We start from the raw sequence: 23,559 nt of genomic DNA on the forward strand, positions 1-23,559 counted from the left end.
GTCGCGGCGGCGGCGCAATCATCACGCACCGATGCCGATACCCTTGTGTTGCACAATGGCAACACTACATCCGGGCCATACAGGCAAGGGGATTTTATGAACCTCGAACGATTTACCGACCGCGCCAAGGGATTCCTCCAATCGGCGCAGACCGTTGCGATCCGCATGAACCATCAGCGGATCGCCCCGGAACATCTGTTGAAGGCATTGCTCGAGGACGAGCAGGGCATGGCCGCCGGGCTCATCCAGGCGGCTGGCGGCGATGCGAAGCGCGCGGTCGGCGAGACCGACGCGGCGCTCGCCAAAATCCCCGCCGTATCGGGATCGGGCGCGCAGCAGACGCCGGGCCTCGACAACGATACCGTCCGCGTTCTCGATCAGGCCGAACAGGTCGCGCAAAAGGCGGGCGACAGCTTCGTCACCGTCGAGCGGCTGTTGCTCGCGCTCGCGCTGGCGACGACCACCACCGCCGGCCGTGCGCTGGCGACCGCCGGCGTCACCGCCGAGGCGCTCAACGGCGCGATCAATGCGCTGCGCGGCGGTCGCACCGCCGACACCGCCAGTGCCGAGGATCGGTACGACGCGCTCAAGAAGTTCGCGCGCGACCTGACGCAGGCGGCACGCGACGGCAAGCTCGATCCCGTCATCGGCCGCGACGAGGAGATCCGCCGCACGATCCAGGTGCTCGCCCGCCGCACCAAGAACAATCCGGTGCTGATCGGCGAGCCCGGCGTCGGCAAGACCGCGATCGTCGAGGGGCTGGCGCTGCGCATCGCCAACGGCGACGTGCCCGACGGCCTCAAGGACAAGACGCTGATGGCGCTCGACATGGGCGCGCTGATCGCCGGCGCCAAATATCGCGGCGAGTTCGAGGAGCGGCTGAAGGGCGTCATCGACGAGGTGAAGCAGGCCGACGGCCAGATCGTCCTGTTCATCGACGAGATGCATCAGCTCATCGGCGCCGGCAAATCCGAAGGCGCGATGGACGCGGGCAATCTGCTCAAGCCTGCTTTGGCGCGCGGCGAACTGCATTGCGTCGGCGCGACCACGCTCGACGAATATCGCAAATATGTCGAGAAGGACCCCGCCTTGCAGCGGCGCTTCCAGCCGGTGTTCGTCGGCGAACCGACCGTGGAGGACACGATTAGCATCCTGCGCGGGCTCAAGGAAAAATACGAACTGCACCACGGCGTGCGGATCACCGACGGCGCGCTGGTCGCGGCGGCGACCCTGTCGAACCGCTACATCACCGATCGTTTCCTGCCCGACAAGGCGATCGACCTGATGGACGAGGCGGCGAGCCGCATCCGCATGGAGGTGGAGAGCAAGCCCGAGGAGATCGAGACGCTCGACCGCCGCATCCTGCGCCTCAAGATCGAACGCGAGGGACTGCGCCGCGAAACCGACGAGGCGTCGCGCGACCGGTTCGAAGCGCTGGAGGAGGAACTGGTCAATCTCGAGGAGCAATCCGCCGCGCTGACCCGGCGCTGGCAGGCCGAGAAGGACAAGATCGGGCGCGAGGCCAAGCTCAAGGAACAGCTCGACGCCACCCGGCTCGAACTGGAGCAGGCACAGCGTGCCGGCGACCTGACCAAGGCAGGCGAGCTCGCCTACGGCCGCATCCCGCTGCTCGAAAAGCAGCTCGCCGAGGCGCAGGGCGCGACGCAGGGCGCGATGCTGTGCGAGGAGGTGACCGCGGACGATATCGCCGGCGTCGTCAGCCGCTGGACCGGCATCCCCATGGAGCGGATGTTGCAGGGCGAGCGCGACAAATTGCTGCGCATGGAAGAGGTGATCGGCCAGCGCGTCATCGGCCAGGCGCAGGCGGTGCGCGCGGTCTCCACCGCGGTGCGGCGTGCGCGTGCGGGGCTACAGGACCCGAACCGGCCGTTGGGCTCGTTCCTGTTCCTCGGCCCGACCGGCGTCGGCAAGACCGAGCTGACTAAGGCGCTCGCCGAATTCCTGTTCGACGATCCCTCCGCAATGGTGCGCATCGACATGAGCGAATTCATGGAAAAGCACGCAGTCGCGCGGCTGATCGGCGCGCCGCCGGGCTATGTCGGCTATGAGGAAGGCGGCGTACTCACCGAAGCGGTGCGGCGCCGGCCCTATCAGGTCGTGCTGTTCGACGAGGTCGAGAAGGCGCACGGCGACGTGTTCAACGTCCTGCTCCAGGTGCTCGACGACGGTCGGCTGACCGACGGCCAGGGGCGGACGGTGGATTTCAGCAACACGCTGATCATCCTCACCTCCAACCTCGGCTCGCAGTATCTCGCCGCGGTCGAGGAGGGGCAGGAGGTCGAGAGCGTCGAGCCGCAGGTGATGGAGGTCGTCCGCGCGCATTTCCGGCCCGAATTCCTCAACCGGCTCGACGAGATCATCCTGTTCCACCGATTGGGACAGAGCCACATGGCGCCGATCGTCGATATCCAGGTGGCGCGCGTCGGCAAATTGCTCGCCGACCGCAAGGTGACGCTCGACCTGACCGATGCAGCGCGCCACTGGCTGGGCCGGGTAGGCTACGATCCCGTCTACGGCGCCCGGCCGCTGAAACGCGCGGTGCAACGCTATCTGCAGGACCCGCTCGCCGACATGATCCTGCGCGGCGAGGTAAAGGACGGCGCCACGGTCCACGTCGACGAAGGCGACGGCAAACTGGTGCTGACGGTGGCTTAGGCGGAATAAACAAAAAGGGCGGCTTCTTGCGAAGTCGCCCTTCTATCTAGCGATGTTGGAAGATCAGAATCCGACTTTGACGCCGGCCTTGAAGTACCTGCCGAGGATACCTTCGCCGCCCTGCACCGGATTATAGCCGTTGGCACCATAGGTGACGGTGTCGATCGGCGGGAAGTCGTCGAGAATGTTCTGCGCCGTCACATAGAAGGTGAACTGCGCGTTGATTTTGACCTGCGCCGTCAAATCGACGGTGGCATAGTCACTGGTGCGGCAAGGCAGCGATCCGTCGTTCAGAGCGCAGTCCTTGTAGCCGGTACCCTGATCCATCGCCGAGAGGTCATAGCCATCGAAATAGTTGAGGGTCCCACTCAACAGGAAAACGTCATCGATGTCGACCGTCGAGGTCAGCGTCCCACGCCACTTCGGCGTGCCCGAACCTGCCGTCAGGTTGAAGTTGCCCAGCGTGCCGTCATAGCGTTCAACCGTGCCGTCCGGAAACTCGGTTTCCAGCTTCAGGATGTACGTCGCCTGCGCATTGGTGCTGAACTTGACGTGATTGCCGATGGGGAAATTGATGTCGGCGCCAAGAGAGGTCTTCAGCGTGTTGGCGTTGATGAAGCCGGACTGCACGAAGGCGATACGCGGCGTGGCGTTCGGGTTGTTCACATCGACTGCGTCGGGGATGATGTTGTAACCCGCGGGGACCGTCTGGCCGCTATAATAGGCCAGGATCGCCGGTGCGTTGTTCGCCGTCGTGATGACGTTGGTCTTCTTGATGTTATAGTAGCTGGCCTTGATCACGAAACCGCGGAACGGCTCCAGGATCGCGCCACCGGTGAAGCTGCGCGACTTTTCCGGCTTCAAATTGGCATTGGACAGCGACGTCGCACCGTAGCTGGCGCCCGTCAGATAGGTGGGGCAGCTGGTATAGGTCGCGAGCGAGCAGCCATATTGCGCCAGATAGCTGTCGTTATAGATGCCGCGCGTGGCGTTGACGTAGCCGGTCGTCGGGAAGGTTGCGCTTTCCTCACCGAAGCTCGGAATGCGGAAGCCGCGCGAATAGGTCCCACGCAGCGTCAACTGGCGGATCGGCTTGAAGACGATGCCGGCCTTCGGCGAGAAATTGTCGATGCCGTTGGGATACCGATCGTAACGGCCACTGGCGCTGAGCGTCACCTGGTCGATGATCGGCGCGTTGATCTCGCCGTAAGCCGAATAGACGGTACGGCTGCCCTTAAGGGCGAAGCCGTTCAACGTGAAATACCGCTGCGTCGCACCGTTGATGTCCGAGTTGATGCTCGGTGAATCCACCGCCTCGTACCGCACCGCACCGCCGAAAGCGAGCTGGAGCGGGCCGCCCGGCAGATCCATCAGCTTGCCGGTCACGCTTGCGTCCAGCTCGTCCAGATCCGACGTCGAGTTCGCAATCGCCGTCGGCGCGATCAGCGACAGGGTCGCCGCGCTGTTCGCCGATGGATCGAGGAAGTTGTAGCTGCCGGTGTTGATCGCGTTCAACAGGTTCTGGATGTAGGGATAACCATCGCTCTTGCGGCGCAGGTCGATGTGCATCGCCGTCGCGTTGATGTTGTACTGCCAATCGCCGGTGAGCGTGCCCTTGGCCCCGATCGCAGCACGATAGCCGCGGGTACGGGTCTCGTCACGGGTCGGCAGGTTGGGAATGCGGCCGCCGATCGCAGCGGTGTAGCCCTGCGCCGCGAACGGATTGTTCGGGTTCAGGCGGCGATCCGCTGCGGCGGCGCAATTCACGCCCGACGAGCAGACATAGACCGGCAATTGCAGGATCGTGTTGTTGCCGTACGCGGCGACATTGGCGGCGGTGCTGTACCGCGGGAAGTAGAAGGGCGCCGGCGCGTTGTTGCGGATCGCGATCGGAGCACCGTCGACGCGCGTGTTGGTCTGGATGAAGTTGAACGCGGCATAGGCCTCGCCGTCCGTACCGTAACGCGCGGTCACGCGGGCAGACGCGCCATAGCGCTGGATGAACGGGTTGATGACGCCGTAGCGGTTGACCAGATCTTCCTGGCAGACGGTGTTCGGCGCGACGGCGTTGACCGGATTGGCGCGATCCGCGCCGGTCAGCGTGTACGGCGTACCGCTCGTGCACCCGCTGAGATACTGGTACTGGGAGCTGACACCGGGAATCGCCGCTCCCGTCGTGGCATCGCGCGGACGAACGGCGAAAGGCGTGCCGAAGTTGAAGCCGTTGAGCGTGCCATCGGCCTGTACACCGTTGATGGTGTTGTTGACGCCCTGGATACCGTCCTGCGACACGCCGCGGAAATCGTTGGAGTTGTACGGATATTTACGGTCGCGGTTGAACAGCTCGGCCTGCTGGTAATAAAAACCGCTGACGTAGGCGTTGTAACCGTTTTCGCTGAGGTCGCCGACGCCGGCGGTCATCGACAGGCGATATTGCGAGGCGTCGCCGCGCTCGGAAATGCCGCCTTCGGCGCGGCCGGTTACGCCCTTGACCGTCTTCTTGGTGATGATGTTAACCACGCCGGCGATCGCGTCGGCGCCGTAGGTCGACGAGGCACCGTCGAGCACGGTGTCGATCCGTTCGACGATGTCGTCGGGGATGGTGTTCAGATCAACGAAGGCGCGCGTCCCGTCATCCGCGAGCGGATAATAAGCGGCACGCAGACCATCGAACAGCACCAGGGTCGAGTTCGTGGACAGACCACGCAACGACACGGCCGATGCGCCCGACGCGAATGCGCCATTCGCGGTAAAGCTGTTGGTCAGCGCCGGGCCATTGTTCGACGAGAGGCGCTGAATGCCTTCCTGAATGGTGCTGATGCCGCGCTGATCCAGATTCTGTGCGGTGATCGTGGTCACCGGCGACGCGGTCGTGTCGGTGCCGCGGAACAGCGTACCGGTGACGACGATGTCCTGGTCGGCGCTGGCAGCCGCATTCTGTTCGGGCGCGGTACGCTGCGTCTCGACGGCGGTAGCGGTTTCGCTGCCCGCAGCGGCCGGCGGCACGGCTTGCGCATCAGCCGGCGCGGCGGTGCCCGCGTCCTGCGCGAAAGCGGGTGTGGCCAACGCCATGAGCAACGCCATGGCAGACGTGCCCGACGCTAGCGCACAGCGCGACGTAAACGATGAAATCATGACTGCAATCCCATGCTGAACCCGGCCGGTCGCTGTGACGATCCACCCGGTTGATCTGCGTCCCCCCATCCACCGAAGCGGCTCTCAAGAGACATGTGTATGGAATGCGGTCGTATTTTTTCGCTGTAAACCCGCCTTACGGGGAGCTTACAGGTTTAACGCAGAGTGTCGCTCAAATGACACAATTCCCCTGACCTAACCCGTCCGGCTATGCGATGACTGCTCGCAATTGCAGCATTGGGACGCGATCTGTCCTTTTGACGGGCAGTGGCTCACACCCCCGGCATCGCCCCCGCCACCAGCAGCGGGTCGAGCCGTGCGTCGCGCCAGCGCAGGCTCCAGTGCAGATGCGGCCCGGTCGCGCGACCCGTTGCGCCGACGGCGCCGATCGGATCGCCCTGGCGGACGTGGTCGCCGACACGCACGTCGATCCGCGACAGGTGGAGGAAGGCGCTGTTGAGACCATGGCCGTGGTCGATCATCAACAGATTGCCTTCGAGCGTGAAGGGATGATCCGCCGCGAGGATGACGACGCCGTCCGCCGGCGCGAGGACGGGGGTGCCGGTCGGGCGGGCGATGTCGATCCCCGAATGGTAGCTGCCGGGTTCGCCGCGATAGATGCGTTGCGCGCCGAACAACCCGGATATGCGGCCGATCGCCGGCCAGCGTACCGTCTGGCGCCAGCCGGTCGCGTCGGTGACTTGCGCGCGCGCCGCGGCGATCTGGGCGAGCTCGGCGGGGCGCAGTTGCGCCATGACCGGATCAGGCGCGGGGAATTTGGGCAATGTGTTCAGCCGCTCGATCCGCCATGCGCGCGGCGCGACGGCGAGCGGCTGAGTGATCCGGCGGCCATCGGCGAGCGTCGCGACGAGCATGGCCTGCGCGCCGGCGTCGCGATCGAAGCCGGCGATGAAGCGGTCCGCCTCGACCGCGACCGGCTGGCCGTCGAGCGTCACCGCCACGCTTCCGGCCGGCACGGTGCCGGCGATCAGTCCGCCCTGCGTCGGCGTCCCGGTCCAGCGAAACGCGGGTGCCGCGACCGGTGCGAGCGCCTGCGGCGCCGCGGCGGCGGATAGACAGACGAGCGGCACGAGTGCGGCGGGCAGCCTCATCGCGGGCTGAGCGCCTCGCTGGCGAGATGCGCGCTGGCGAAGGCTTCCTGCCGCGCGACGCTCCAATAGCGCAGTAGCTCGATCGGGATGCGGGCGCCGCTCACCGCGCAGACGACATGGTCGCCGGGGGTCAGCACCCGGAAGCCGTTGGCCATATAATGAAGCCGCGCCGGGCGATCCGAGTTGGAAACGAGCATATCTTGAGGTCCTGTCAGAGCAACGTCGGCTGGTCGGGCTTGGGATAGGCCCTGGCGGGTTTGCGCTCAACCTTGCGCTCGGCGGGCTGGCCGCTGCCGTCGTCGACGACGGCATCGACGCTGCCGTCGCGGAAGCGCAGCGTTACCGCCCCCGCCTCGCGAACCGCGGCGGCGGACGCCAGTGTCTCGCCGCCCCCACCCTCACGCCGCGCGGTGACCCGCGCATAGCCGCGGTCGAGCACCGCATCGGGGTTGAGCGACTGGACCAGCCGCCACGTCGCCGCCAGCCGGTCGCGGTTGCGGTCGACCTGTTGCTGGAGCACCGCCGGACGCAGCGCGCCGCTCGACCGGTCGAGCTGGCCACGCGCCAGCGTCACCCGCCGTTCGAGTCCGCGGTCGAGCCGCTGGCCGGCATCGTCGGCACGCTGGCGCTGCGGCCCGAGCAACGCGTCGCGCTTGGGAAGCAGCCGGGCGAGCCCGGTCAGCCGCTCGCGGCCACGCTCGACATAGCGGTTGGCGCAGCGCTGCGTCCGCAGGCCATGGCTCTGGATCGTGTGGCGCAGGTCGGCGAGCACCGGCACCGCCAGCTCCGCCGCCGCGGTGGGGGTCGGCGCGCGCAGGTCGGCGGCGAAGTCGCACAAGGTCGTATCGGTCTCGTGGCCGACTGCGGAGATGATCGGGATGGTGCAGCCGGCGACGGCGCGGACGACGACCTCTTCGTTGAACGCCCACAGATCCTCGATCGAACCGCCGCCGCGCGCGACGATGACGAGGTCGGGGCGCGGCACCGGGCCGTCCGCGGGCATCGCGTCGAAGCCGCGCACCGCGGCGGCGACCTCTTCGGCCGCCCCCTGCCCCTGCACCTTGACCGGCCAGACGAGCACATGCGTCGGGCAGCGATCCTCCAGCCGGTGGAGGATGTCGCGGATCACCGCGCCGGTCGGCGAGGTGACGACGCCGATCGTCTGCGGCAGATAGGGCAGGCGCACCTTGCGCGCGCCGTCGAACAATCCCTCGCCCGCCAGCTTCGCCTTGAGCTTCTCGAACAAGGCCATCAGCGCGCCGGCGCCGGCGAGCTCCATCCGCTCGATAACGATCTGATATTTGGAGCGGCCGGGATAGGTGGTGAGCTTGCCGGTGGCAATCACTTCGATGCCGTCCTGCGCGGCGAAGGCGAGCGCATTGGCCTGCCCCTTCCACATCACGCCGTCGATCACCGCCGCATCGTCCTTGAGCGCCAGATAGACGTGGCCCGAGGTCGCGCGCTTGTAGCCCGAAATCTCGCCGCGGATGCGGACGTGGCCGAACTCGCCCTCGACCATCCGCTTGAGCTTGAAGCTGAGTTCGCCGACCGACATGGCGAGCGCGTTGTCGCCGGGCCGCTCCTCGGCTAGCAGCCGGGCGTCATCGGTATCGGATAGGAACTCTGGCATGAACGTCCTGCTGTTGGGCTCAGGTGGCCGCGAGCACGCACTCGCATGGAAACTGGCGCAATCGGCCCTCCTCGATACGCTCTATGCCGCGCCTGGCAACCCCGGCGTCGCGCGCCATGCGACGTGCGTCGCGCTGGATGCGACCGATCATGCCGCAGTGGTGGATTTCGTGGCCGGCCATGACGTTGGCCTCGTCGTGATCGGGCCGGAGGCGCCGTTGGTCGACGGTCTCGCCGACACCTTGCGCGCGGCGGGCGTGCCGGTGTTCGGGCCGGGCAAGGCGGCGGCGCAGCTCGAGGGATCGAAGGGCTTCACCAAGGATCTGTGCCGGCGCGCCGATATCCCGACTGCGGGCTATGTCCGCGTCGGCGCGCGCGCCGAGGCGGAGGCGGCGCTGGCGAGCACCTTCTCCTATCCGGTCGTGATCAAGGCGGACGGGCTCGCCGCGGGCAAGGGCGTGGTGATTGCGACCAGCGAGGCGGAGGCCGCCGCCGCGTTCGACGCGATGTTCGCGGACGGCGATGCGCCGGTGGTGATCGAGGAGTTCCTCGACGGGGAGGAGGCGAGTCTGTTCGTGCTCACCGACGGCGTCGCGCTGCTGCCGTTCGGCAGCGCGCAGGACCACAAGCGCGTCGGCGAGGGCGATACCGGGCCGAACACCGGCGGCATGGGCGCATATAGCCCGGCGCCGGTGCTCACTCCCGAGCTGGAGCGACGCGCGATCGACGAGATCGTCGCGCCGACGGTGAAGGCGCTCGCCGAGGACGGAACGCCGTTCAGCGGCGTGCTCTATGCCGGGCTGATGCTGACCGCGACCGGCCCCAAGCTGATCGAATATAACGCGCGGTTCGGCGATCCCGAGGCCCAGGTGCTGATGCCGCGGTTCGATGGCGATCTGGTCGAGACGATGCTGGCGGTCGCCGAGGGGCGGCTCGGCGACATGCCGGCGGCGGGGTTCGCGGACGCCGCGGCGATGACGGTGGTGCTGGCGGCGGCGGGCTATCCGGGGACGCCGAAAGCCGGCGGCGCGATCCGCGGCATCGAAGCGGCGGAGGCGACCGGCGCGATCGTCTTCCAGGCGGGAACGCGGCTGGCGGGCGACACATTGGTGGCGTCCGGCGGCCGGGTGCTCGCGGTGACCGCGATGGGGGCGGACATCCGCGCGGCACGCGATGCGGCCTATCGGGGGGTGGATGCGATCGACTTCGCCGATGGCTTCTGCCGGCGGGACATCGGCTGGCGCGAACTGGCGCGCTGATCGCTCGGTACGAACACACGGAAGGGCCCGTCGGATCGCTCCGACGGGCCTTTTTCATTTTCGTAAACCGATCAGAAATTGATCGTGGTGCCGATCGCGATCTGGCGGCCGAGCGCGTCATAGCGCTGCGGGATCGTGTTGTTGCGCGCCAGACTGATATTGTACGAATTCGCCAGGATAGGCGGGTTCTTGTCGAGCAGGTTGTTCGCGATCACGCGGAAGGCGAACTGCCGTGCAATGTTGAAGGTCAGGGCGAGGTCGAAATAGCTCGCCGGCGCGATACGGTAGAAGGTCGTCTGCGCCCGATCGGGCGTGCCGCCGATCGCCGCGTCGCCCGAGTTGTTCGCGCTGGTCAGCGAGCCGATGTAGCGCCAGTTGAACGAGGCGTTGAAGATCCCGTCCGAGGTCGAATAGGTCGTCCGCAGGCCATGCGTCCACTTTGGCAGCAACTGGCTGCATCCGTTGGCGAAATAGCCGGTGCAATTGCGCTGCGGCTGGACCGGCGAATCCTGGCTGCCGGCGAAGGTGGTCAGCGAGCCGTTGAAGTCGAAGTCCAGCCGGCCGACGCTGCCGAGACCGAGCGCGTAGCTGCCCTGGAAATCCCAGCCCCGGGCAATCGAATAATAATAATTGGTCGTGCCCGCACGGATGAAGCCGCTGCTCGGATTGCCCGATGCGGCGGCATAGAGCGTGCCGTTGGCGGCCCGGACGATTCCCGAGCAGAAGAACGGATCGCCGTTCGAGCGCTGGCAGCCATCGGTATAATAGCTGTCATCGTTATAGCCGAGCGAGTTGTTGATCTTGATCCGGTAGCGGTCGACAGAGAAGACGAGCCCCTTGATGAAGCGCGGCTTGACCACCAGACCATAGGTCTGGGTGTAGGCGGTTTCGGGATCGGCGGTGAAGCCGCCCGAGCGCACGGTGCACTGGTCGTTGGGGCACAGCAGCGTCGTGCTGCCGTAAAGCGCATCCGACAGGCCGGTGGCGCGGCAGACCTCGCGCGAGGCGATCGGCGCGCCATAGGTGATCGTGCCATTGGTGTTGGTCGCCGTCGGCGCGCAGAAGTCGTTCTGCGAGCCGCCCTGGCGCGAGAAGCTGATGTTCGATGCCTGATAGGCCTCGACCACGGTCGGCGCGCGCTGTGCCTTGTTGAACGAGGCGCGAAGGGTCAGATCGGCGACGGGTGCGTAGAGGCCCTCGATCTTCCAGGTGGTGAACTTGTTGGGATTGCTGCTGTACTTGGACAGGCGGTAACCGCCGTTGGCCTGCAGCAGATGCGCGAACGGGCGATCCTGGATCAGCGGCGCCTGCACCTCGATGTTCGATTCCCAGACGTGCTGGCTAAGGTCGGACGGCGCGCCGCCGTAGTCCTCGATGAAGCCCGGCGTCAGCTCGGAAAATTGGCGATCCTTGCGGAATTCGGTGCCGAGCGCGAAAGCGACGCCGTCGGTGGCGAGCGGCGAGGTGATGCCGTAGCGGCCGAGATCGCCGGTCATGTTCGCCTGCACGTTGTAGAGCAAGCCGACGGTCTTCTGCCGGGCCGGGTCGAGATCACCGTACAGATAGTTGATCAACGCCTGATTGCCGTTGCCGGCGCTGAATGCGTCGAACGGTACGCAGGCGCCACCGGACACGCAGGTCGGCGTGCCGTTGACGTTGACGACGTTGAGCGAATTGTTGACCCGGTCGAAGCTCGGCAGGCGCGACGAGTCCCAGATCTGCTGATTGCGCGAGAAGACGCCGCCGATGTCGTAGGTCCAGGCATCGCCAACCTTGCCACGCACGCCGCCGGTCGCCCGGATACCGGTGTTGGTATAGGTATCGGTCATGAACGGCGCATTGAACCGGTAGCGGATGTCGACCGGCACGGTGGTCGCCGTCCCGGCGGCGGTGCCGCAGATGATGCCGGCCTGCTGCGTCGACAGGAACGGGTTGTTGCAATTGACCCGGAAGAGATCGGAGCCGTAATTCGCCGCCGCGAAGACGCGCGTCGGATAGCGGTTGATCGACTTGTCGCGGAACCACAATGCCGAGCCATAGAGTTCGAATTCGGGCGAGAGCTTCAGCGTGACGAAGCCGCCAGCGTTCACGCGATTGTCCTGCCGTTGATAGGAATAGCCGTCGTAGGGATTGGCGGCGTTACCCACCCCGGTGCCATAAGGCACGAAGGTGCGCGTACCGTTGGGATCATTGACGAACTGCCGCCCGGCGTTGGTGCCGCTGCCCGGCGAGACGAAACCGCTGACCGAATAGGTCGACAGCGAGCAGCTCAGCGGGCCGTCCTTGCCAGTCTGGACGAGCTGGCATGCCGAGGTCGAACGCGCGTCATAGGGCACCAGATCGGCATGGCGGTAATTGACGAAGCCCGACACGTTGAGCTTGCCGTCGAACAGCGAGGTGCCGGCGGTGAGCGCCAGATCAGCACGGCCACCGTCGTTGACCTGGCCGAGCCGCGGCGAGAAGCCCGAGTTCTGCGCGGTCTGCGTCACCACGTTGGACTGATTGACGTGATTGTAGAAATTGTAGTTGGCGTCGATCCGTATGCCGGTAAAATTCTGCTTCATCACGAAGTTGACGACGCCGGCGACCGCGTCCGAACCATACACCGACGAGGCACCGCCGGTGAGCACGTCGACACGTTCGATCAACGCCACCGGGATGATGTTGGTATCCTGGCCGTTCTGCGTGCCGAGCCGCTTGCCGTCGACCAGCACCAACGTCCGTTCGAACCCGAGACTGCGCAGCTTGATCCGCTGGCGACCATCTGAATCCTGATAGTTCTGCTGGCTGTCGGGCGAAATCTGCGGGAGCCGGTTGAGAACCTCTTCAACGTTGATCGGGGCCTGCGCGCGGATGTCGGCGGCGGTAACCGAGGTGATTGGCGCGGCAGCAGTGCTGTTGGGGCGGACGATGCGCGTGCCGGTGACGACGATCTCACCATCGCCACTGCTCTCCGGCGCCTGACCGCTGATCGCCGCGGCCTTGACGTTGCTGCTGTCGGCGGCGGTGTCGGTCTGCGGTTGCATGCTATTGGTATCATTAACGATTTGCGCCGTCGCCGGCGCGGCGAGCAGCAGCCCGCCCGCGAGGGCGAGCAGCGACACATGGGTATTCAGGTTCATGACAGCAGCCCCTTTGGCGAGCCGCGATTATTCGCTGGCTCGATACGTCGAAGCTTCGTCAGACGCCCCGGTCAGTCAATACCGAAACATGACCTTTACAATACTTTATTGCGGTATTGTGACCCGGTTGCATCACTTCTGTCGCCGCATGGCGCCGATCAGCTCGCTTCTTGCCGCAACGGCCGCGCGAGCAGCGCGCCGATGACGTTGTCCACCGGTGCGCCCTCCAGCAAGCGGCAGACCGCGGCGGTGACGGGCATGTCGACGTCCGCCGCCGCGGCGGTCTCGCGCAGGACGGGGGCGGTGAAGGCGCCCTCGGCGACGGTGCGGCGGTCGGCGAGCAGGTCCGCGGCCGCCCTGCCCTGCCCCAGACCGACACCGAGCGAGAAATTGCGGCTGCTGGTCGAGGAACAGGTGAGGACGAGGTCGCCGAGCCCCGACAGGCCGGCGAGCGTCTCGGCGCGCGCGCCGCGGGCGAGGCCGAAGCGCGTCATCTCGGCAAAGCCGCGGGCGATCAGCGCGGCACGGGCGTTCTGGCCGAGGCCGGCGCCGTCAACCACGCCGCAGGCGATGGCGAGCACGTTCTTGACCGCGCCGCCGATCTCCGCACCGACGACGTCGCGGCTGGCATAGGGACGGAATTGCGGCGCGGCGAGGCGTTCGGACAGCGCCCGCCCGAGCGCCTCGTCCGCCGCCGCCAGCGTCACCGCGGTGGGCAGGCCGGCGGCCACCTCGTGCGCGAAGGTCGGGCCGGAGAGGACGGCGACGGGCGCCTGCGGATGGACCTGCCGCGCGACCTCGCCGACGAGCAGCCGGGTGCCCGCCTCGATCCCCTTGGCGCACAGCACCAGCGGGCGCGTGCCGACCGCGATCTGCGACAGCACGCCGCGGACGTGCTGCGCGGGTGCGACGACGAGCAAGGCGTCGCAGGCGGCGAGATCGCCGAAGTCGGCGGTGGCGCGGATCGACGGCGACAGCGGCACGCCCGCCAGGAACAGGCGGTTTTCGTGGCCGGCGTTGATCCCCTCGACCACCTCGGGCTCGCGCGCCCATAGCGTGACGGGCTCGCCGCGATGCGCCGCGACCTGCGCGAGCGCGGTACCCCAGGCGCCGCCGCCGATGACGCCGATCTTCATGGCCTTGCCCTCCCTCGATAAACCCCGCTCACGCCTTCACCCCGGCGCCGCGCACCGCCTCCGCATCCGGATCGAGCGGCCAGCGCGCGCGCGCCGGCGTGTCGAGCGGGTCGGTGAGCCCGGCGGCGAACCGCTCGGCACCCGCCCAGGCGATCATCGCAGCATTGTCGGTACACAGCCACAGCGGCGGCGCGACGAAGCGCAGCCCGTTGGCGGTGGCGAGATCCTGCAACGCACCGCGCACCGCGCCATTGGCCGCGACCCCGCCGGCGACGACGAGCGCGGTCGCGTCGATCCCGGCGATGCCGCGACGGGTGCGATCGATCAGGCAATCGACCACCGCCGCCTGGAACGATGCGGCGATATCCTCGGGCGCATGCTGGCCGACGGCGCGGGCGACCGCGCTCTTGAGCCCGGCGAAGGAGAAATGCGGTTCGGCCGAGCCTTTCAGCGGGCGCGGCAGCGGCACGATCGGACGGCCGAGCGCCGCCGCTTTCTCCACCATCGGCCCGCCGGGAAAGCCGAGGCCGAGCAATTTGGCGGTCTTGTCGAACGCCTCACCGGCGGCATCGTCGATCGTCGTGGCGAGCCGGCGATAGCGCGCGACCCCCTCGACCAGCAGCAACTGGCAATGCCCCCCCGAGACGAGCAGCAGCAGATAGGGGAAAGCGAGATCGGGATCGGACAGCCGCGGGCTGAGCGCATGGCCTTCGAGATGGTTGACCGCGATCAGCGGCTTGTTCGCGGCATGCGCCAGCGCCTTGCCGGTGACGAGCCCGACCATGACGCCGCCGATGAGGCCGGGGCCGGCGGTGGCGGCGATCACATCGACCTGGTCGAGCCGCAGCCCGGCATCGGCGAGCGCGCCGCGGACGAGCGGTTCCAACGCCTCGACATGCGCGCGTGCGGCGATTTCGGGGACGACGCCGCCGAACGGCGCATGCGCCGCTTCCTGGCCGAGCAGACGGTGGCTGAGCACGCGACGATCGCTGGTGACGAGCGCGGCGGCGGTCTCGTCGCAGGAGGATTCGAGGCCGAGGATGATCCGGGGGGGCATGGCCCAAGTCTTTACGCGCGTTGCCGGAGGTTGTCGAAGGGTGGGGATTTCGGCCATGGCGGTCGTTGTAGGATCATGGTCGCCCTCGCCCATCGCCGCCTTGGGGCGTCTCTCCCTCTCCCGAGGGGAGAGGGAAGGGTGGGGGTGACGCAAGGAGCAGATTGTGGCGATCAAATTCAGGCTGGGCACGCGGGGATCGCCGCTGGCGCTGACGCAGGCGGGGATGGTGCGCGACGCCCTGTGCGCCGCGCATGGCTGGGCGCCCGACGCGGTGACCTTGGTCGTCATCCGCACCACCGGCGACCGGGTGCAGGACCGCCCCCTCGCCGAGATCGGCGGCAAGGCCTTGTGGACCAAGGAAATCGACCGCGCGTTGCTCGACGATGAGATCGACGCGGCGGTCCATTCGATGAAGGACGTCGAGACGATCCGCCCGCCCGCGATCCGCATCGCCGCGATGCTGCCGCGCGCCGACGTCCGCGACCGGCTGATCGGCGCGGAGAGCGTCGCCGCGCTGGCGCAGGGCGCGGTGGTCGGCACCAGCTCGCCGCGGCGGCGCGCGCAATTGCTGCGGCTGCGCCCCGATCTGACCGTCGTGATGTTCCGCGGCAACGTCGATACGAGGCTCGCCAAGCTGACCGCGGGCGAGGCGGATGCGACGCTGCTCGCCGCGGCGGGGCTCGACCGGCTCGGACGCGACGGCGTCGGCCGCGCGATCCCCACCGACACGATGCTGCCCGCGCCGGCGCAGGGCGCGGTCGGTATCGAGGTGCGCAGCGCGGATGCCAATGCGGCGCGGATCGTCGCGGCGATCGACGATGCCGCGACCAGCGCCTGCGTATTGGCGGAGCGCGCCTTGCTCGCCGGCCTGGGGGCCGACTGCCATTCGCCGGTCGCCGCGCTCGCCGCTTTGTCGGGCGAGATGCTGACGCTGCGCGCCGAACTCATCGCCGAGGACGGCAGCGCCTTCGTCGAGGGCAGCGGCGAGGGCACCGACGGCAGCCTCGTCGCCGCCGAGCTCGCCGCCGACCTGCTGGCGCGGGCACCCGAAGTGGTGCGGCGACTGTTCCAGCCGTGAATCCGTCCGGCCTGCTGGTGGTGCGGCCCGAGCCGGGCAATGCGCGCACCATCGCGCGGCTGCGTGCCGGCGGCGGCGCGGTGCTCGGCCGGCCGCTGTTCGCCGCCGCGCCGATCGCGTGGACACCGCCCGATCCGGCGGCGTTCGATGCGCTGCTGGTGACCAGCGCCAATGCGGTGCGCCTCGCGGGTGCCGGGCTGGCGCGGCTCGCCGGGCTGCCGGTGATCGCGGTCGGCGCGGAAAGCGCGGCAGTGGCGCGCGACGCCGGGCTGCACGTCGCGGTCGTCGGCGACGGCGGCGTCGCCGATGCGCTGACGGCGGCCGCCGCGGCGGGACTGGCGCGACCGCTGCACCTGGCGGGCCGCGAGCATATCGACAGCGGCCATCCGACCGCGATCGTCTACGCCAGCGCCGAGCTGGACGTCGACGCGGCGGCGTTCGCCGCGGCGGCGGCAGGGCGGATCGTGCTGCTCCATTCGGTCCGCGCCGCGCATCGCGTCGCGGCGCTGGTCGCCGACCGGCAAGCCACGGGGATCGCGGCGCTAAGTCCGACGGTCCTTGCCGCGGCGGGGGACGGCTGGGCGCTCGCCTGCGCCGCCGCGATGCCGACCGACGCCGCCTTGTGCGCGCTCGCGCTCGCACGGACGATTGACCGTGCGGCGGGGGGCGGGGATAAGAGGCCATGACCGACTATACGCCGATCGATCCCAGGCCCGCGGCAACGCCCGTGCGCGGGCCGCGGACGGGGGTGTTCCTGGCGATCATCGCCCTCGCCTTCGTCGCCGGAGCGGTGCTCACCGGCTATCTGATGAAACAGGCCGGCTGGCTGAGCACGACCTCCGCCGCCGAGCGGGCGCTGGCGGCGAAGCGCACCCAGCCCGACCCGGCCAATTTCAACCCGGCGCAACCGCTCAACGCCAATGGCCAGACGACCAATGCGGCGCTCGAACCCGCCGCGCTTGCCTCGCGCGAGGCGACTCTGGCCGGGCAATTGACCGCGCTGGAGGCGCGCACCGCGGCGGTGGCGAGCGATGCCGTGATCGCGGGCACGCAGGCGGGCCGCGCCGAGGGGCTGTTGGTCGCCTTCGCGTCGCGCCGCGCGCTCGATCGCGGCGTCGGCCTCGGCTATCTCGAGGAGCAGTTGCGCAACCGCTTCGGCACCGTCCAGCCGCGCGCGGTGGCGGCGGTGATCGAGGCGTCGCATCAGCCGGTGACGCTGGAGGACCTGCGCCAGGGCCTCGACGCGATCGCGCCCGAGATCGCGACGGTGAGCAGCGACGGCTGGTGGGCGAGCCTGCGCCGCGAACTCGGCGGGCTGGTGGTGCTGCGCAAGGCGGGCACGCCATCGCCGCGCCCCGCCGACCGGCTGGCGCGGGCACGCCGCCTGCTCGAAGGCGGGCAGGTCGAGGCGGCGCGCGCCGAAGTCGCGCGGCTGCCCGGCGCGAGCGACGCGGGCAATTGGATGCAGGCGGCCGACCGCTACGTCACCGCGCGCCATGCGCTCGACCAGATCGAAAGCGCGGCGATCATGGGCCAGGCGAGCAAGCCCACCGTCGCCGCCGCCGCCCCGGCCCCCGCGGCGGAACTGCCCGCGATGCCCGATACGCTGTCGAACGAGGAAGCGACGACCTCGGTCGGAATGTGAGGCTAGCTTCCACCGATCGGGGGACAAGGGATGACGACCGACCATTCCGCGGGCTGGGATGCCGTCGCTGAACGGTTCATGGCGATCCGCTCGACGGTCGGCGCGGAGCTGATGCGATCGTGGGCGAAGAGCAATTTGCCTGCATCCGCTGCGATCCTCGACATAGGATGCGGGTCCGGCGTACCGATCGCGCGCGCCCTGGTGGAAGACGGCTATTCGGTCTGGGGAATCGATACGTCCCCCTCCCTCATCGCCGCCTACCGACGCCACTTTCCGGATATGCCCGCCGCCTGTGAGCCGGCGCAGCGTAGCGCTTTCTTCGATCGCACCTTTGTTGGCGCCGTATCGATCGGGCTCGTCTTCCTGCTCGCGCCGAGCGACCAGCAACAGCTTCTCGGTAACGTTTCGAGCGTGCTGGAACCAGGCGGACGGTTCCTCTTCAGCGCCCCCCGCGAAATGTGCGAGTGGAAGGATACGCTGACCGGTCGCACCTCGACTTCGCTTGGATCGGACGCATATGCGGGACATCTTGCCGCCGCCGGCCTCGACCTGATGCGATGCCATTCCGATGAAGGCGGTAACAACTACTACGAGGCGGTCAAAACGATCTGACGTGCCGTCACGAAGCTTCGCGACGTGGGCTTACCCGGCAAGACGGCCTGCTTTCCCGCGTGTCTTGACCGTAGCCGGCGCAATCCGCTGTGCGAAATTCCCCTGCCTGTGCCTCCTCTCGAGAAGGCGCTTCTCATGGATGCCAGAATCGGCAGCTTCCATGACAAGGGGATCGCTATTCTGGAAAGGCCACCCCTCCGTCATCACGGCTGCCGTTACGCCGAAACCCGCTCGATCAGCGCTATCGCGCCCTGGGGCGCGCGGATCTTCGCGCCGTTGATGAAGAAGACGAACGTGTCGCGCTGCGCCTTGGCCGGAGCGTCGGCGACCACATAGGGTAGCCCCTCCGGCTGGCCGCCGGCCTGCCACGTCCGCGCCGCCTGCGCCCAATCGTCGAGCGCGGCATCGGTGTAGCCGGCCGGATTCTGCTCCTCGGCCGCTTCCAGCCGCGCATAGACGAAGTCGGCGGTGACGTCGGCGATCGCCGGATAATCCGTGGAATCGGCGTAGACGATCGCGACGTTCGCCGCCCGCGCCATCGCGACGAAGGCGGGGTCGGCGAAGCTTTCGTGCCGCACCTGAACCGCGTGGCGCAGCGGCACCCCGGCATGGCTGGCGGGCAACAGCTTGAGGAAGGCCGCCATGTCGTCGGCGTCGAACGCCTTGGTCGCCATGAACTGCCACAGGATCGGCCCCAGCTTGTCGCCGAGCTCGACGATCCCCTGCCCGACGAAGCGTTCGACCGATTCACCCGCCTCGGCGAGCACCTTGCGGTTGGTGCAATAGCGCGACGCCTTCACCGCGAAGACGAAGCCGTCGGGCGCCGCGGCGGCCCAATTGGCGAAGCTCGCCGGCTTGAAGCTCGAATAATAGGTGCCGTTGACCTCGATCGCGGTGACCTGCGAGGCGGCAAAGTCGAGCTCGCGCTTCTGCGGCCATTTGGCGGGATAGAAGGTCCCGCGCCACGGCTCGTAGGTCCAGCCGCCGATCCCGATTCGGATTGTCATGATGCCATCATATCACCGCGGCAGAGCCGTGACGATGAAGGCGATCTTGGTGACGATCGGGTCGCTCGACGATCTCCACCCCTTTATCGCGATCGGCCGGGCGCTGGCGGGGCGCGGGGTCGACGTAATGCTCGCGGTGCCGGCCGATCATGTCGACAAGGTCCGCGCGGCGGGGCTCGCCGCCGAGCCGATCCTGCCGAGCTTCGCGTCGATCTGCGCACGGCTCGGCATCGACACGGCGACCGCGGCTCGGCGGGTCATCACGCAGCGCCGCTTTGTGCTCGAAGCGGTGATCCTGCCTTCGCTCGCCGACAGCACCGCCGCGCTCGACGCGCTGGCAGGCGACGCCGATGTCATCGTCGGCTCGCTGTTCGCGCCCGCGGCCGGCATCGTCGCCGAGAAGCGCGGGCTGCCGCTGGTCGCGATCAACCTTCAGCCGATGGCGCTGTTCTCCGCCTGGGACCCGCCTATCACCCCCGACGGCGCGCTGATGATCGATCGGCCTCGCGGACCGTTGGGGCGAGGGTGGAATCGCGCGCTGCTCGGGACGGTCCGCGCCACGGTGCGCGCGCGCTACGGCGGCGCGGTGGCGTCGGTGCGGCAGGCGCACGGCCTCGCGGCGGGCAAGCTGGCGCCGGTGTTCGATCCGATGCCGGCGCAATGCGCGACGTTATGCTGCTATTCGCCGCTGCTCGCGCCGGTGCAGCCGGATGCGCCGCCGCGCTGCGAGGCGATCGGCTTTCCGCTCTACGATCGCGGCGATGTTGCGCTCGATCCCGTCCTCGCGGCGTTTCTCGATCGCGGGCCGGCGCCGATCGTCTTCACCTTGGGATCGTTCGTCGTCCATGCGCCGGGGCGCTTCTACGACGTCGCGGCCGCGGCCGCCCCCGCGCTGGGAAGGCGCGCGGTGCTGCTGACCGGCACCGCGGACAGCCCCTGCGTCGACGGCGATCTCCTGCGGCTCGGCTATGCGCCGCATTCGCAGCTCTTCGGCCGTGCCGCGGCGGTGGTCCATCACGGCGGGATCGGCACCACCGGCCAGGCGATGCACGCCGGCGCGCCGCAACTGGTCCTGCCCTTCTTCGGCGATCAGTTCGACAATGGCGCGCGGATCGCGCGGCTCGGCATCGGCCGGTCGCTACGCCCGGCGGCGTTCCAGGGCGCCGCGGCCGACGAGGCGCTGCGCGCGTTGCTGGGCGATCACACCATCGCCGCGCGCGCCGCCGCGATCGCTACGCAGCTCCGCGGCGAACGGCCGACCGAGACGGCGGCCGACCGGATCATTGCGGCGGCGTTGCGGCGGCGACCATCTCCTTGAGCGGCACCGTCGCGTCCGCAAGCCGCGCGGGGTCGATGACCGCGCCGGCCAGCACCAGCGCGCGGCCCTGGACGTAATCCTTGGTCGCATTGACGCAGTCGAGCGCGATCACCCGGCCCGCGCGCAGGTAGATCAGCGAGAAGCTGCGGCTGGCGACGGCGCCGCGCACCACCAGCGCGTCGTGGCCGGTCGACAGGCCCACCGTCTGCAGGCGCAGGTCGTATTGGTTCGACCAGAACCAGGGCACCGCATGATAGTCCACCGGCGTGCCGGCGATCGTCTTGGCGACCACCGTCGCCTGGTCGTTGGCGTTCTGCACCGATTCGAGCCGGATGCGCGCGCCGTCGGCGAAGGCATTGGCGTGCATCGCGCAATCGCCGATCGCGAAGACCTGCGCCAGGCTGGTGCGGCACTGCGCGTCGACCTCGACGCCGTTGCCCCCCGCCGCACCCGCGTCGAGCAACGGCTGGACGGCGGGGACGATACCGATGCCGACGATCACCATCTCCGCCGGCACCGTCTCGCCGTCGGCGAGCGTGACGCCGCACGCCCGGCCGTCCGCTTCGGCGATACAGGCGACGGTGACGCCGAGCCGCACGTCGACGCCATGCGCGCGATGTTCGGCCTCGTAGAAGCGCGACAAGGGCTCGCCGGCAACGCGCGCGAGGACGCGCGGCAGCGCTTCGAGCACCGTGACCTGCTTGCCGAACTTGGCGAGTACGGCGGCGGCCTCCAGCCCGATATAGCCGCCGCCGATCACCGCGACGCGGGTCACGCCGGGCAGTTCGGCGATCATCCGGTCGACGTCGGCGCGGGTGCGCACGCCATGGACGCCGGCGAGGTCGTGGCCCGAACAGGTCAGCCGCCGCGGACTGCCGCCGGTCGCCCAGATGAGCTGGCCATAGCCGATCGTCGCGCCATCGTCGGTGGCGACGGTGCGCGCCTGCGGATCGACACGCACGACGCGGCGGCCGAGCCGCAGCGCAACGTCACGCTCCCCCCAGAAGGCGGGCGGACGGATCAGGATGCGCTCGAACGGCTTGTCGCCGGACAGATAGTCCTTGGACAGCGGCGGGCGTTCGTAGGGCGGTTCGGGCTCGTCGCCGATCATCGCGATGCTGCCGGCGAATTTGGCGGCGCGCAATGCGATCGCCGCCTGCGCGCCGCCATGACCGGCCCCGACGATGACGACGTCATAATGGGATTGCACGCTGATATCCTCCGCTTTGCCCTCTCCTGCCGTAGTCGCCGGTTTTGGGAAACCCCCGGCTCAGTCGAAGCCGTAAGGCACGATCGAACGCCGGTCGGGATCGACCAGCAACTCGCGCCCGGCCGGCGGAAAGGCGCGCTGGTCGCAATCGCGGCGCGGACAGATGCGGCACGACGGGCCGATCGGCGTCGCGCTGTCCGCCCCGGCGAGGTCGAGACCGTCGCCATAGATGAACGCGCCGGCATGTTCGACCTCGCAGCCGAGCACCACCGCATAGCGCCGGGCGACGCGGCGATAGCTCGACGTCGCCTTGACCAGCCCCTTGGCCATCGACACGTAGCGCGCGCCGTCGGGCATTTCGGCGACCTGGACGAGGATCCGGTCGGAGATCGCCACCGCCTCATGCGCCACCCACAACGGGCAGGCGCCGCCATATTGCGCGAATTGCAGCCGCGTCGCCGAATGGCGCTTGGTGATGTTGCCCGCCATGTCGATGCGGCAGAAGAAGAACGGCACGCCGGGCAGCCCCGGCCGCTGCAACGTCGACAGGCGGTGGCACACCTGCTCGAAGCTCACCCCGAAGCGCTGGCGCAGCGCGTCGACGTCGTGACGCCGCGCCCGCGCCTCGGCGCGGAAGCGCGCATAGGGCATCAGCAGCGCGCCCGCGCCGTAATTGGCGAGCCCGACGCGCAGCAGGTCGCGCGCCGCTTCCGAACGCAGTGGCGCGTCGGCGACGATCCCCTCGATCAGCGCCTTGGCCTCCAGCCGGATGAGCTGGTGCGCGAGCTGGAAATGCCGCGTCTCGATCGGCTGCGCGCCATCGATCGTCAGCGTCCCCGCCGCAGCGTCATAGGCGCGCATCGGCGCGGCGATGCCGTCGTCGATCACGCGCACGTCGTGTGCCGCCTGCAACCGGTCGACCAGCGCCCGCCCCGGCGGCAGGTCCGCCGCCAGCGCCTCGGCAAAGCGATCGAGCGGATCGATGTAATTGCCCATCCCCTGAAACCAGTCGCGCACCTCCTCCCACGGCAGCAGGTGCGGCTGGCTCCCCTGCGCGTCGACGCGATCGTCGAGCACGCGCAATTGCTCCTGCGAACGGCGCAGCGCGGCATGCAGCGCGATCATCCGTCGCGCCACCAGCGGCTGCTGCTTGAGCCCGCGCAGCACGTCCGCCTCGTCGAGCAGCGCCGCGGGCACCGACGGATCGGTCCCCGCCTCGAGCGCTCCCACCAGGGCGGCGCTGTCGTCCTCGGGCGCGATCTCGACCCAGTCGAGCGGGAAGGCACGCGCCAGCGCGCCGAGCACGCCGCCGGTGATCGGCCGGTCGCCGCTCTCGATCTGCGACAGATAGCTGGTCGAGATGCCGATCCGCCGGCTGAGCGCGATCTGGCTGAGCGAGAGCCGGGCACGCAGCGCGCGGACCTGATCGCCGGCGAAGATGCGCGCGCGGGGCGGTTGCTGGATCATGTGCCGCTCATAGTTTGCAAACAGCCCCGTTGCAATTTTGCAAAACCACAGTTGCGGCGGCAGGCTAGGATCGGGAAAGAAGAGGCAGGAGAGAGT

17 protein-coding genes are annotated in these 23,559 nt (G+C 68.5%); 7 read left to right on the forward strand and 10 right to left on the reverse strand.

Annotation, left to right across the window (positions count from 1 at the left end; genetic code table 11):
* Positions 1–96: 96 nt before the first annotated feature.
* Positions 97–2,676, forward strand: a complete 2,580-nt coding sequence (gene clpB, locus ACLBWH_RS04630) for an ATP-dependent chaperone ClpB (RefSeq protein ID WP_447797107.1) — start codon at positions 97–99, stop codon at positions 2,674–2,676.
* Between the two features lie 63 nt (positions 2,677–2,739).
* On the opposite strand, the gene ACLBWH_RS04635 is transcribed toward clpB, so the two are convergent.
* The 4 genes from ACLBWH_RS04635 to xseA all read right to left on the reverse strand — a co-directional run bounded on the left by ACLBWH_RS04635 (position 2,740) and on the right by xseA (position 8,553).
* Positions 2,740–5,748: a TonB-dependent receptor plug domain-containing protein gene (locus ACLBWH_RS04635; protein WP_447797482.1), complete on the reverse strand. Its 3,009-nt coding sequence runs from the start codon at positions 5,746–5,748 to the stop codon at positions 2,740–2,742.
* A 335-nt stretch (positions 5,749–6,083) separates the two neighbouring features.
* Entirely contained in the window at positions 6,084–6,923 is an 840-nt protein-coding gene (locus tag ACLBWH_RS04640) for a M23 family metallopeptidase (protein WP_447797109.1), read from the reverse strand.
* Complete coding sequence (locus ACLBWH_RS04645) at positions 6,920–7,120, reverse strand: DUF2093 domain-containing protein (protein WP_038664415.1); 201 nt, start codon at positions 7,118–7,120, stop codon at positions 6,920–6,922. Before ACLBWH_RS04645 ends, ACLBWH_RS04640 begins: the two co-directional genes overlap by 4 nt.
* A 14-nt stretch (positions 7,121–7,134) precedes the next feature.
* Positions 7,135–8,553, reverse strand: coding sequence for an exodeoxyribonuclease VII large subunit (gene xseA / locus ACLBWH_RS04650; RefSeq protein WP_322848320.1), 1,419 nt, complete (start codon positions 8,551–8,553; stop codon positions 7,135–7,137).
* On the opposite strand from xseA, the gene purD reads away from it, so the two are divergent.
* Positions 8,552–9,811 carry a phosphoribosylamine--glycine ligase gene (purD, locus tag ACLBWH_RS04655; RefSeq protein ID WP_447797111.1) on the forward strand — a complete coding sequence of 420 codons (1,260 nt, stop codon included), beginning with the start codon at positions 8,552–8,554 and terminating at the stop codon, positions 9,809–9,811. The genes xseA and purD overlap by 2 nt on opposite strands.
* Before the next feature lie 71 nt (positions 9,812–9,882).
* On the opposite strand, the gene ACLBWH_RS04660 is transcribed toward purD, so the two are convergent.
* The 3 genes from ACLBWH_RS04660 to tsaD form a co-directional block, all read right to left on the reverse strand.
* Positions 9,883–12,933, reverse strand: coding sequence for a TonB-dependent receptor domain-containing protein (locus tag ACLBWH_RS04660; protein ID WP_447797113.1), 3,051 nt, complete (start codon positions 12,931–12,933; stop codon positions 9,883–9,885).
* A 158-nt stretch (positions 12,934–13,091) separates the two neighbouring features.
* A complete protein-coding gene (locus ACLBWH_RS04665) occupies positions 13,092–14,069 on the reverse strand; it encodes an NAD(P)H-dependent glycerol-3-phosphate dehydrogenase (RefSeq protein ID WP_447797114.1) in 978 nt (325 codons plus the stop codon).
* 28 nt (positions 14,070–14,097) lie between these two features.
* Positions 14,098–15,126, reverse strand: a complete 1,029-nt coding sequence (gene tsaD / locus ACLBWH_RS04670; RefSeq protein WP_447797116.1) for a tRNA (adenosine(37)-N6)-threonylcarbamoyltransferase complex transferase subunit TsaD — start codon at positions 15,124–15,126, stop codon at positions 14,098–14,100.
* Between the two features lie 163 nt (positions 15,127–15,289).
* Here tsaD and hemC point away from each other — a divergent pair, with 163 nt between their 5' ends.
* From hemC to ACLBWH_RS04690, 4 genes are read left to right on the forward strand one after another with little or no spacing between them, the layout of a single operon-like run.
* Entirely contained in the window at positions 15,290–16,204 is a 915-nt protein-coding gene (gene hemC / locus ACLBWH_RS04675) for a hydroxymethylbilane synthase (RefSeq protein ID WP_447797118.1), read from the forward strand.
* Positions 16,201–16,890 (forward strand): uroporphyrinogen-III synthase, encoded by a 690-nt coding sequence (locus ACLBWH_RS04680; protein WP_447797120.1) that lies wholly within the window; start codon positions 16,201–16,203, stop codon positions 16,888–16,890. The genes hemC and ACLBWH_RS04680 overlap by 4 nt, the downstream gene beginning before the upstream one ends.
* Positions 16,887–17,849 carry a hypothetical protein gene (locus ACLBWH_RS04685; RefSeq protein ID WP_447797122.1) on the forward strand — a complete coding sequence of 321 codons (963 nt, stop codon included), beginning with the start codon at positions 16,887–16,889 and terminating at the stop codon, positions 17,847–17,849. The genes ACLBWH_RS04680 and ACLBWH_RS04685 overlap by 4 nt, the downstream gene beginning before the upstream one ends.
* Positions 17,850–17,879: 30 nt before the next feature.
* Positions 17,880–18,461, forward strand: a complete 582-nt coding sequence (locus tag ACLBWH_RS04690; RefSeq protein WP_447797124.1) for a class I SAM-dependent methyltransferase — start codon at positions 17,880–17,882, stop codon at positions 18,459–18,461.
* Positions 18,462–18,676: 215 nt separating this feature from the next.
* Here the strand turns inward: ACLBWH_RS04690 and ACLBWH_RS04695 are convergent, their stop codons facing one another.
* Positions 18,677–19,468, reverse strand: a complete 792-nt coding sequence (locus ACLBWH_RS04695) for a DUF72 domain-containing protein (protein WP_447797126.1) — start codon at positions 19,466–19,468, stop codon at positions 18,677–18,679.
* 34 nt (positions 19,469–19,502) lie between these two features.
* Between ACLBWH_RS04695 and ACLBWH_RS04700 the strand changes: the two genes are divergently transcribed.
* A complete protein-coding gene (locus ACLBWH_RS04700; RefSeq protein WP_447797128.1) occupies positions 19,503–20,786 on the forward strand; it encodes a glycosyltransferase in 1,284 nt (427 codons plus the stop codon).
* Here the strand turns inward: ACLBWH_RS04700 and ACLBWH_RS04705 are convergent.
* Entirely contained in the window at positions 20,749–22,002 is a 1,254-nt protein-coding gene (locus ACLBWH_RS04705) for an NAD(P)/FAD-dependent oxidoreductase (protein ID WP_447797484.1), read from the reverse strand. The genes ACLBWH_RS04700 and ACLBWH_RS04705 overlap by 38 nt on opposite strands.
* Positions 22,003–22,056: 54 nt before the next feature.
* The gene (locus ACLBWH_RS04710) at positions 22,057–23,463 is read right to left on the reverse strand and encodes a helix-turn-helix domain-containing protein (RefSeq protein WP_322848309.1); all 1,407 of its coding nucleotides are present in this window, start codon (positions 23,461–23,463) and stop codon (positions 22,057–22,059) included.
* Positions 23,464–23,559: the final 96 nt, after the last annotated feature.

Source organism: Sphingomonas sp. M6A6_1c (assembly GCF_053345135.1).